10 protein-coding genes are annotated in these 10,313 nt (G+C 67.1%); 5 read left to right on the forward strand and 5 right to left on the reverse strand.

Annotation, left to right across the window (positions count from 1 at the left end):
* Positions 1–8 precede the first annotated feature (8 nt).
* Entirely contained in the window at positions 9–1,910 is a 1,902-nt protein-coding gene (locus BJQ90_RS22325) for a propionyl-CoA synthetase (RefSeq protein WP_226762374.1), read from the reverse strand.
* 186 nt (positions 1,911–2,096) lie between these two features.
* On the opposite strand from BJQ90_RS22325, the gene BJQ90_RS22330 reads away from it, so the two are divergent.
* From BJQ90_RS22330 to BJQ90_RS22345, 4 genes are all read left to right on the forward strand, one after another.
* Positions 2,097–2,738, forward strand: coding sequence for a GntR family transcriptional regulator (locus BJQ90_RS22330; RefSeq protein ID WP_226762362.1), 642 nt, complete (start codon positions 2,097–2,099; stop codon positions 2,736–2,738).
* Positions 2,739–2,750: 12 nt separating this feature from the next.
* A complete protein-coding gene (locus BJQ90_RS22335) occupies positions 2,751–4,271 on the forward strand; it encodes an MmgE/PrpD family protein (protein WP_226762363.1) in 1,521 nt (506 codons plus the stop codon).
* A complete protein-coding gene (gene prpB / locus BJQ90_RS22340; RefSeq protein WP_226762364.1) occupies positions 4,271–5,173 on the forward strand; it encodes a methylisocitrate lyase in 903 nt (300 codons plus the stop codon). The genes BJQ90_RS22335 and prpB overlap by 1 nt, the downstream gene beginning before the upstream one ends.
* A 64-nt stretch (positions 5,174–5,237) precedes the next feature.
* A complete protein-coding gene (locus BJQ90_RS22345) occupies positions 5,238–6,377 on the forward strand; it encodes a bifunctional 2-methylcitrate synthase/citrate synthase (protein WP_226762365.1) in 1,140 nt (379 codons plus the stop codon).
* Positions 6,378–6,484: 107 nt separating this feature from the next.
* On the opposite strand, the gene BJQ90_RS22350 is transcribed toward BJQ90_RS22345, so the two are convergent.
* From BJQ90_RS22350 to BJQ90_RS22360, 3 genes are all read right to left on the reverse strand, one after another.
* Positions 6,485–7,963, reverse strand: coding sequence for a hypothetical protein (locus BJQ90_RS22350; protein ID WP_226762366.1), 1,479 nt, complete (start codon positions 7,961–7,963; stop codon positions 6,485–6,487).
* Between the two features lies 1 nt (position 7,964).
* Entirely contained in the window at positions 7,965–8,489 is a 525-nt protein-coding gene (locus BJQ90_RS22355; RefSeq protein WP_226762367.1) for an RNA polymerase sigma factor, read from the reverse strand.
* Between the two features lie 69 nt (positions 8,490–8,558).
* Positions 8,559–9,047: an 8-oxo-dGTP diphosphatase gene (locus BJQ90_RS22360; RefSeq protein WP_226762368.1), complete on the reverse strand. Its 489-nt coding sequence runs from the start codon at positions 9,045–9,047 to the stop codon at positions 8,559–8,561.
* A gap of 259 nt (positions 9,048–9,306) precedes the next feature.
* Between BJQ90_RS22360 and BJQ90_RS22365 the strand changes: the two genes are divergently transcribed.
* A complete protein-coding gene (locus BJQ90_RS22365) occupies positions 9,307–9,660 on the forward strand; it encodes a GNAT family N-acetyltransferase (protein ID WP_264197561.1) in 354 nt (117 codons plus the stop codon).
* Here the strand turns inward: BJQ90_RS22365 and BJQ90_RS22370 are convergent.
* Positions 9,573–10,313: HNH endonuclease signature motif containing protein (locus BJQ90_RS22370; protein ID WP_226762370.1), on the reverse strand; the 741-nt coding region annotated here is incomplete at its 5' end. The two genes, BJQ90_RS22365 and BJQ90_RS22370, sit on opposite strands and share 88 nt — an antisense overlap.

Here is a 10,313-nt window from a genome sequence, read left to right on the forward strand (position 1 = left end):
GGGGGCTGCTACTCCCCGGCGGCGGCGGGACGCAGGGTTCCGATGAGCTGGTCGATCACACCGGCGTCCTCAATGGTCGAGGGCACCACGTAGTCGTCGCCGTCGGCGATCTGGCGCATGGTCTTGCGCAGGATCTTTCCGGAGCGCGTCTTGGGCAGGGCCTCCACCACGGTGACGTGCTTGAAGTCAGCCACGGCCCCGATGTCCCGCCGGACCAGCGCGATCAGGTCCTTGACCAGGATCTCCTCGGGCACGTCGACGCCTGACTTCAGCACCACGTAGCCGCTGGGACGCTGGCCCTTCAACGGGTCCGCGAGTCCGATCACGGCGCACTCGGCCACGGCGGGGTGCTGGCCGATCACCTGTTCCATGGCCCCGGTGGAAAGCCGGTGGCCGGCGACGTTGATGATGTCGTCGGTGCGGCCCATCACGAAGAGATAGCCGTCCTCATCCCGGTAGCCGGAATCGCCGGTGGCGTAGTAGCCCTCGAACGCCTGCAGGTAGGAGGAGATGTAGCGCTCGTCGTCGCCCCAGAGCGTCGTCAGCGTGCCCGGCGGCAGCGGCAGCGCCAGGACGATGTTGCCCTCGGTCCCCGCCTCGACGTCCTCGCCCGATCCGTCGACGATGTTCAGCTTGAAGCCGGGCATCGGCACACTGGGCGAGCCTGCCTTGATCGGCAGCCCGTCCAGCCCGCGGGGGTTGGCGCAGATGGCCCAGCCGGTCTCGGTCTGCCACCAGTGGTCCACCACGGGGACGCCCAGGGTCCGCGAGGCCCAGTGGAAGGTGTCGGTGTCCAGCCGCTCGCCGGCGGCAAACAGGGTGCGCAGGCTGGAGATGTCGTACTTCCCGAGCAGCTTCGCCTCGGGGTCCGCCTTCCGGATGGCCCGCAGGGCGGTCGGCGCGGTGAAGAGCACGTTGACCTTGTGGTCCTGGATCACCCGCCAGAACGCGCCGGCGTCGGGTGTGCCCACGGGCTTGCCCTCGTAGATGACGGTCGTGGCCCCGGCCAGCAGCGGCCCGTACACGATGTAGGAGTGCCCCACGACCCAGCCGACGTCGGAGGCGGTCCACATCACGTCGCCGGGGCCGACGTCGTAGATGTTCTCCAGGGTCCAGCCGAGCGCCACGGCGTGGCCGCCGTTGTCCCGCACGACGCCCTTGGGGGCGCCGGTGGTTCCCGAGGTGTACAGGATGTAGAGCGGATCGGTGGCCTTGACGTCAACCGGCGCGGCGGGCGCGGCGGTGGCCATCTCGGTGTCCCAGTCCAGCCAGCCGGGGTGCCCGGCGATCGAGTTGGCGAAGCCTTCCCTGGTCTTGACCAGGACCGGGGTGTCCGGCGCTCCGGCCAGGCCGAGGGCTTCCGCGACGGCGGGGAGGTATTCGATCCGGCGCGAGGGTTCGATCCCGCCGGAAGCCGTGACCACCGCGGCGGGCTTGGCGTCGCGGATGCGGGCGGCGAGTTCCTTGGGGGCGAAGCCGCCGAAGACCACGGAGTGCACGGCGCCGAGCCGGGCCGTGGCAAGCATGGCGATGGCCGCCTCGGGGATCATCGGCATGTAGATCACGACGCGGTCGCCCTTGCCCACGCCCTGGCTGCGCAGGACACCGGCGAACCGGGCGACGAGGTCCGTCAGCTCCGCATAGCTGTAGCGCTGCTGCGTGCCGAGCATGGCGGAATCGTAGATCAGGGCGTCCTGCCCGCCCCGGCCCTCCGCCACATGGCGGTCCAGCGCGTTGTAGGACGTGTTGAGGACGCCGTCAGGGAACCAGTCGTACAACGGCGCCCTGCTGGAATCGAGGGCACGCTGCGGCGGTGCAGACCAGGAGACCTTCCCGGCGGCTTCCAGCCAGAATTCTTCGGGTTTCGCCAGGCTGCGTTCGTAGCTGTCCTGGTAATTCTTCGTAACCATGAAAATGAGTCCCGTCCACGACGATGTGATGGAGCTCATGGTAGCCCCGGCCGGGGGCATGACACAAGACCTGTGTATACAAAGAAGCCACCAACTGAGCGGATATTCCGGAAATATCCGGCAAATGCTGGGCAAATGTGAGGGGCGTGTATACACTGGACAGCGTCAGCCAATGAAGGAGGCAGGATGCGCGCCAGCGATAGGGCCTACGCGGCCCTGCGTGAGGACATCATCGAATGGCGTCTGCTGCCCGGGACGGTGCTCGCGGAAGTGGAGCAGTCCGAGCGGCTCGGCATCTCGCGCACCCCGCTGCGGGAGGCCCTCAGCCGGCTCACCGCGGAGGGCTTGACGACGACGGCGGGCGGCCGCGGCGTCGTCGTCACCGACATCTCGCTGGAAGACATCGATGAACTCTTCGAACTCCGCGAAACCCTCGAGGGCAAGGCCGCGGCGCTGGCCGCCGAACGCGGCGACGCCGCCGTCTTCGAACAGCTCCGCAGTGAACTGTGCCGTGCCCCGGAGCTGATCAGCGGCGAGGATCCCGCCCGGCACGACTATTACGGACTGGTCGGACGGCTGGACGGGGCCATCGACGCCGCCATCCACAACTCCTACCTCGCCCAGGCGATGCGCAGCCTGCGCGTCCACCTGGTCAGGGTCCGCCGGCTGGCGGCCGACGACGCCGAACGGCTCACGGCGGCCGCCGCGGAGCACGCCGCCATCGCCGAAGCGATCGCGGCCGGCAACCCCCGGCTGGCCGAGGCGGCCACCACGCTTCACCTGCACCGCAGTCTTTCCCATGTCAAAGCCACGCACAAACCCCACTAACAGAGGAACACCATGGTCAAGGAACACCACGTCCGCGTTTACAAGAGCGAGGAAAACCTGCCCCGCGAGGACCAGCTCGCGTTCAAGATCGCGACAGTGGCCGCCGATCCCGTCGCCGTTTCCGCGGAGGTCACCGACATGGTTATCAACCGGGTGATCGACAACGCCTCGGTGGCGATTGCCTCGCTGAACCGCGCTCCGATCGTCGCGGCCCGCGCCCAGGCGCTGACCCACGGCCCCACCACGGGCGGCAAGGGCTCGAAGGTCTTCGGCATCGAGGAGCGGGTGGCCCCCGAATGGGCAGCCTGGGCCAACGGCGTCGCGGTCCGTGAACTCGACTACCACGACACCTTCCTAGCGGCGGAATACTCCCACCCGGGTGACAACATCCCGCCGATCCTCGCCGTGGCCCAGCACGTGGGCTCCAGCGGCCAGGACCTGATCCGCGGCATCGCCACCGGCTATGAGATCCAGGTCAACCTGGTCAAGGCCATCTGCCTGCACAAGCACAAGATCGACCATGTCGCCCACCTCGGCCCCTCCGCCGCCGCCGGCATCGGCACCTTGCTGGGACTCGACGTCGAGACGATCTTCCAGTCCATCGGCCAGGCGCTGCACACCACCACCGCCACGCGGCAGTCCCGCAAGGGCGAGATCTCCACCTGGAAGGCCCACGCCCCGGCCTTCGCCGGCAAGATGGCCGTCGAGTCAGCGGACCGTGCCATGCGCGGCCAGACCTCGCCGGTGCCGATCTACGAAGGCGAGGACGGCGTCATCGCCTGGATGCTGGACGGCCCCGACGCCTCCTACACCGTGCCGCTGCCGACCCCGGGCGAGCCCAAGCGCGCCATCATGGACACGTACACCAAGGAGCACTCGGCCGAGTACCAGGCCCAGGCGTGGATCGACCTGGCCCGCAAGCTCCACGGCGAGCACCCGGAGGTCACCGACCCGGCCAACGTGGCGTCGGTGCTGATCAAGACCAGCCACCACACGCACTTCGTGATCGGCTCAGGCGCCAACGATCCGCAGAAGTACAGCCCCACGGCCAGCCGCGAAACGCTGGACCACTCCATCCCGTACATCTTCACGGTCGCCCTGCAGGACGGCTCCTGGCACCACGTCGATTCCTACGCCCCGGACCGCGCGGCACGCCCGGACACCGTGGAACTCTGGCACAAGGTCACCACCGTTGAGGATCCCGAGTGGACCCGCCGGTACCACTCCCTCGACATCGCCGAGAAGGCCTTCGGCGGTACCGTGGTCATCACGCTCACGGACGGCACGGTCATCACCGAGTCGATCGCGGTTGCCGACGCGCACCCGCTGGGCGCCCGGCCGTTCGCCCGCGAACAGTACGTGAACAAGTTCCGCACCCTCGCCGCCGGCCTCGTCGCCGACGAGGAAATCGAACGCTTCCTCGCCGCCGCCGCCCGCCTGCCCGAACTCGCCGCCGGCGAACTGGACCAGCTCAACATCCAGGCCGCCGACGGTGTGATCGATCTGGCCGCCGCACCGAAGGGACTCTTCTAATGCTGTACTCGAAGGTGACGCCGGAGCAGAAGCGCCTCCGCTTCCGCGAGCTCCTGGCCTCCGGGACCATCCAGCAGTTCCCGGGTGCGTTCAACCCGCTTTCGGCGCGGCTGATCGAGGAAAAGGGCTTCGCCGGGGTCTACATCTCCGGCGCAGTGCTCGCCAACGACCTGGGCCTGCCGGACATCGGCCTGACCACGCTCACCGAGGTGGCCACCCGGGCCGGGCAGATCGCCCGGATGACAGACCTGCCCTGCATTGTCGACGCCGACACCGGCTTCGGCGAGCCGATGAACGTGGCCCGCTCGGTCCAGGAAATCGAGAACGCCGGCCTCGCCGGCCTGCACATCGAGGACCAGTTCAACCCGAAGCGCTGCGGGCACCTCGACGGCAAGAACGTCGTGGACCTGGACACCGCAACCAAGCGGATCCGGGCGGCAGCCGATGCCCGGCGTGACCCGAATTTCCTGATCATGGCACGGACCGACATCCGTGCCACGGATGGCCTCAAGGCCACGCAGGACCGCGCGAAGGCACTGGTGGAGGCCGGGGCTGACGCCATCTTCCCGGAGGCCATGAAGGACCTGAGCGAGTTCCAGGCGATCCGCGACGCCGTCGACGTGCCGATCCTGGCCAATATGACCGAGTTCGGCCAGAGCGCGCTGTTTACGGTGGAGCAGCTCGCCGGCGTCGGGGTCAACATGATCATCTACCCCGTGACGCTGCTCCGTAGTGCCATGGGCGCTGCGGAGCGTACGCTGGAATCGATTAAGGCTGACGGTACCCAGGAGGCCCAGGTCGGGAACATGCTGACCCGGGCGCGTTTGTATGACCTCGTGGACTACGAGGCCTACAACAGCTTCGATACCGGGGTTTTCAATTTCCAAATCCCAGGTCAGTAAGCCCCGCATCGGACTTCCGGCTCCGGCCGGTTTCAACAGGCGACAGGAACGAAGGAGTTTCAGCATGGCTGAACAAGAGATTAAAAAGGGCCTCGCCGGCGTCGTGGTGGATTACACCGCGGTGTCCAAGGTGAACCCGGACACCAACTCGCTGCTCTACCGCGGCTACCCCGTGCAGGAGCTGGCCGCCAAGTGCAGCTTCGAGGAAGTCGCCTACCTGCTCTGGAACGGCGAACTGCCGACCGCGGAGCAGCTGGCCGAGTTCACGGCGCGGGAACGCGCCGGACGTGCGCTGGATCCCGTCGTCAAGCAGGTCATCGACGCGCTGCCGACCACGTCGCATCCGATGGACGTCTGCCGCACGGCGGCTTCCGTGATGGGCGCCCGGCACCCGCTCGCCGAGGACTCCTCGCGCGAGGCCAACATGGCCAAGGCCGCGGACCTGTTCGCTGCGATGCCGGCGGTGGTGTCCTACGACCAGCGCCGCCGTCACGGCCAGGACGTGGTGGAGCCGCGCGATGACCTGGGCTACTCGGCCAACTTCCTCTGGATGGCCTTCGGCGAGGAGCCGGTCCAGGAGGTCGTTGAGGCGTTCAACGTCTCGATGATCCTGTACGCCGAGCACTCCTTCAACGCCTCCACGTTCACGGCCCGCGTGATCACCTCGACGCTCTCGGACCTGCATTCGGCCGTGACCGGGGCGATCGGCGCGCTCAAGGGCCCGCTGCACGGCGGGGCGAACGAGGCAGTGATGCACACCTTCGACGAGATCGGCATCCGTCCGGAGGAGTCGCTGGATGAGGCCGCCACCCGCGCGAAGGCGTGGATGGAGGATGCCCTGGCGCAGAAGAAGAAGGTCATGGGCTTCGGCCACCGTGTCTACAAGCACGGCGATTCCCGGGTGCCCACCATGAAGGCCGCCCTGGACAAGATGATCGCCCACTACGGCCGGCCGGAGCTGCTGGGGCTGTACAACGGTCTGGAGTCGGCGATGGACGAGGCGAAGGCGATCAAGCCGAACCTCGACTACCCGGCCGGCCCCACGTACCACCTGATGGGCTTCGATACCCCGACCTTCACTCCGCTGTTCGTTGCCAGCCGCATTACGGGCTGGACAGCGCACATCATGGAGCAGCTGGCCTCGAACTCGCTGATCCGCCCGCTGAGCGAATACAACGGCGTCGAAGAACGGCACATGGGCTAGTTTCCAGCACGTACGACGGCGGGCCGGTCACCTCTGGGAGGTGGCCGGCCCGCTTTTCTGCCGTCGGGAACTGTCTGCTAGGGCGCGGTTTGCTGGGGAACCGTTGGCTAGCCCGCGGTGATCTTCAGCGACATCACGATGCGTTTGAGCGTCGCGAACTCGGCCGTTTCCATGTACTTGCGTGCCTCCTCGAGGGACTGGAACTGCAGGTCCGACGCGTCGCCTGTGTTGTAGTTCTGGGCGAAGAAGTACTCGCCGGACGGCAGGCCGCTCACGACGTTCTGCGGATCGCAGGTGGTGCCGTTCACCCCCCAGCTTTCATCCGCAATGCCCAGGTTCCCGGCAAACGGAACCGATGGCTGGCCCAGCTGGCTGACGTCCCACACCCGGAAGATGAACCGGGGAGCGATGGCCCGCTCGCCCTGCCGGTTGGAGGGGAAAGTCATGGCAGTGCTGTCCAGCACCGTAAACGGGGTGCACGGGGAAATGATGTTCGGGCGGTTGCGTGTCTGGTTGAAGCCCAGGGTCAGCAGCACACGCCCCGATTCGTTGGTCACGTCGGAGTAGCGGCCGCCTTCGCGGCTGGTCACGGTCCAGTTGTCCGGGTAATCGAAACTGCCCAGCCCGTTGGCGCTGGTGTACCTGGTCCACGCTGTCGGCTTCCGGACGGATTTGAGTTCCAGCGAAATCAGCATGCGCTTGATGTCCCGGTATTCCGGCGAGGCCATGTAGGCCTTCGCCTCGGCTAAAGACGTAAATTTCAGCTGGGTGTCGCTGCCGTCGGCAGTCAGGAACTGGCCGGTTCCGAAGGTCATGGCCGGCACGCCGTCCGGGGTGCGGATCGAGGACAGCAGTTGGCTGGCGGTTCCCGACGCCGGCATGCCGCTCGAATCGATCGTCAAGGAACCGAACACGGCCGCTCCTTCGAGTACGCGGAACGTGAACCGGGTCGGCCCCGACGGTGCGCCCGCGGTGGCCTGGGGGATGTCCAGGGTCACGGCGTCGAGGGTCTGGTACGGCACTGCCGGCACTGACGTTCCGGATGCCTGCGGGATGGCTCGCAGCCTGGCGAGCTGTTTTCCGGTCGCGTCCGTGACGGTGATGTCGCTGGTCCACTTCTCCAGCCCGGCCGCGGCCGGCGTCTCGGTGACTGTCCAGTCCGCCGGGTGTTCGAAGGTGGCTTGGCCGGTGGAGTCGGTGAACGTGGTCCAGGCCACCGGAGGCGCGGGCGTAGCACTCGGCGTGGCGCTCGGAGTCGGGGTCGGCGTCGCAGAGGGACTGGCGGCGGCCGTGGTTTCCGTTGCCGCCACGCTGCCCGCCGGTTCCGGCGCCGTCGTGAGCGCACCAAGGTTCGTGGCCACCAGGACGCCTGCAGCCACGGCCGCCACAGCGATCGTCAGGGCCCCGGCGAGCCGGGCACGGCGGCGGCGCCGGACTTCGTCCAGGGACGCCACGTCGGCCAGGCCGGTGTCGGTGAAGGCCACAGGCTCGGAGAACATCCGGCGCAGGGCCGCTTCGCCATCGGGCACGGACGGACCGAGGTGCGCGGGGTCCGTAGCGGAAATTCTGTCTTTGATCGGATCCATTTCAGGCACCCATCTTCTGTGTGGTCGCTTCAGCCGTGATCGATTCGGCGCCGGACGGCATGTGCTTTCGGAAAGCAGCCCGTGCCCGGTGCAGGCGGACCTTGGCAGCGGATTCGCTGCATTGCAGGACGCCGGCGATTTCGGCGGTGCTCAATTCGTCCCAGTACGCGAGCTGGAGGATGTCGCGGTCTTTGTCGCGCAATTGCGCCATGGCATCCTGGACGGCGACATTCCCGGAGTCGTCGCCGCCCCTGACAACGGCGGCGGCCCTGAGCTTTTCCTGCAGCGCCTGCTGGCGGTCCCGGCTCCGGTACGCGTTGCCAACAAGGTTGCGCGCCACCGTCAGCAGCCACGCCAGGTCCGACCGCGGCTCGTCACCCCTCTTCTGCCACACCACCCGGAAGACGTCCGCGGCAAGCTCCTCCGCGATATCGGCCGATTCCACCCGCCGTCGGACAAAGCGGTAGACCCGCGGATAACTGTCTTTGTGAATGGCGATAAACGCCAGTTCGCGCTCGGAAAGCACGATCTCCCCCTGGAAAGTAGTGTCCTGAACTGCAGGCTAACTGTGTTGTTTCCGGCTGGCCCTTCCTGGTTACATTTCCCCGGAAAGTCTTTCGACAGATGCCACAGTCTCGTTGTCCTCGTTCAGGACAACCACGACGTCGAGCACCTCGCCGGCCAGGGCGGACGGCAGCCAGTGCTCCGCGTCCTGCCACATCAGGTGCAGCGGCAGCGCCCCGGTATGGAACCATTCGGGCGTTATCTCCGAGCTCTCCGCCGGCTCGCCCTCCCAGCGGCGGGTGGTGAAGAGCCTGCAGTACATGTTCCACTCGGGGCGGCTGGGGAAGAGGAACTCGACGACGCCGGCATGGGCCAGGTCCTCCTGCCGGACGATGACTCCGGCTTCTTCCCAGACTTCACGGACGACGGCTTCGGCGTCGCTCTCCCCCACTTCGACGTGGCCGCCGAGGCCCACGATCTTGCCCGTGCCGAACCCTGTCCGCTTCAGCCCCAGCAGCACTTCGGTGCCGTTTTCCGCGTCGCGGAGCAGGAAGCAAAGAGTGACTGGAGTGGGCTTCATGTGCTCCACCCTATAGCTGCCGCCGGGTTCCGAAATGATCCGGATGACGTTGGCCGTGGCGCACATACACGGGCGCGCAGAATGTTCGCCAGCCCGAGGATTCTGGCAGGATGTGGTGATGTCGTTTACGCTGCGCGGGCCCGCACTCCCCGACGCACCGCAGATCGCTGAACTGCACGTGGCCACTTGGCGGGAAGCGTATTCTCAGCTGCTCCCTCAGGACTTCTTCAGCGACGAGCACGTCCAGAGCCGTCACCAGATGTGGAATCACATTCTCGGGAATCCGCGCGAGGAATGGTGCATAAGAATCGCGGAGAGCCGAGGGCAGATCATCGGCTTCGCGTTCTTCGGCCCCGGCGTCGGCCGGGAAGGCCAGGATCTCCCGCGCGATCGTCAGTTGTTCAGTATTTATGTAGCGGCAGAGCGCCATGGCGCCGGGGTGGGAAAGTCGTTGCTTGATGCCACAGCGGGTCACGGACCCGCGATGCTGTGGGTCGCGAAGGACAATCCCCGGGCGGTGGCGTTCTATCTTCGCAACGGGTTCGAATTCGATGGTGCGGAGCAGACCGACCCCGGAGCTGCAAAGATTGTCGGCGCCCGCATGGTGAGGTAGGGAACATCAGTTGGATGGTCCGGGTCTTCCGGGTCGTCCGGGTCTGGTTCCGGCCATGGATGTGCGGCGGTGAAGAGGCGCCAGTCCGGGAAGGGGTCTTCGGGCAGTTCCTGGTCGGGATCCGGGCCGGGGTCCGGGCCGAAGGGCCCGGCGGGCGGCGGCTCCGGGCAATAACCGGGATCCGCGGGCGCGCCCTGGGCCGGGCCCGCGTCCGTATCCAAGTCCGTGCCCGCGTCCGTATCCACGTCCGTGCCTGTATCCATCTCCGTGAACGTGTCCGTAAATTTATCGGTGTTCGAGTCTGTGGTCAGGAGGCCGTCGGGCCAGTGGGGTGGTTCCCAGTCCTGCTCTTCGCTGGGGTAGTACCGTCCCGAGGGCGAGGTCCAGCCGGGTGGTTTGTCTTTGCTGGCCCCGGAAGGTGTCCACGCGGAGCCGTGTTTGAGTCTGTGGTGTCTGGGGCAGGGCTGGCCGAGGTTGCTGATCCCGGTGGTCCCTCCATCGGCCCAGGCCAGGAGATGGTCCGCGTCGTTGTCCAGCGAGGCGTTGCTGCAGCCCGGGAACGGGCACTTCCCATCGCGCAGGCGCAGCCACCGGCGCTGGGCTTTCGTGAGCCGGTAGCGGGTCCGGCCGATTTCCAGCGGCGCACCGTCCCG

The sequence above is a fragment of the Arthrobacter sp. SO3 genome (genome assembly GCF_020532825.1).
GTDB lineage: Bacteria > Actinomycetota > Actinomycetes > Actinomycetales > Micrococcaceae > Arthrobacter.

Bases quoted from the DNA above. Each gene is read 5' to 3' on its own strand.
- BJQ90_RS22365 (WP_264197561.1), top strand. From the start codon at position 9,307: ATGTGGAATCACATTCTCGGGAATCCGCGCGAGGAATGGTGCATAAGA.
- BJQ90_RS22345 (WP_226762365.1), top strand. From the start codon at position 5,238: ATGGCTGAACAAGAGATTAAAAAGGGCCTCGCCGGCGTCGTGGTGGAT.
- BJQ90_RS22330 (WP_226762362.1), top strand. From the start codon at position 2,097: ATGCGCGCCAGCGATAGGGCCTACGCGGCCCTGCGTGAGGACATCATC.
- BJQ90_RS22350 (WP_226762366.1), bottom strand. From the start codon at position 7,963: ATGGATCCGATCAAAGACAGAATTTCCGCTACGGACCCCGCGCACCTC.
- BJQ90_RS22360 (WP_226762368.1), bottom strand. From the start codon at position 9,047: ATGAAGCCCACTCCAGTCACTCTTTGCTTCCTGCTCCGCGACGCGGAA.
- BJQ90_RS22335 (WP_226762363.1), top strand. From the start codon at position 2,751: ATGGTCAAGGAACACCACGTCCGCGTTTACAAGAGCGAGGAAAACCTG.
- BJQ90_RS22325 (WP_226762374.1), bottom strand. From the start codon at position 1,910: ATGGTTACGAAGAATTACCAGGACAGCTACGAACGCAGCCTGGCGAAA.
- prpB (WP_226762364.1), top strand. From the start codon at position 4,271: ATGCTGTACTCGAAGGTGACGCCGGAGCAGAAGCGCCTCCGCTTCCGC.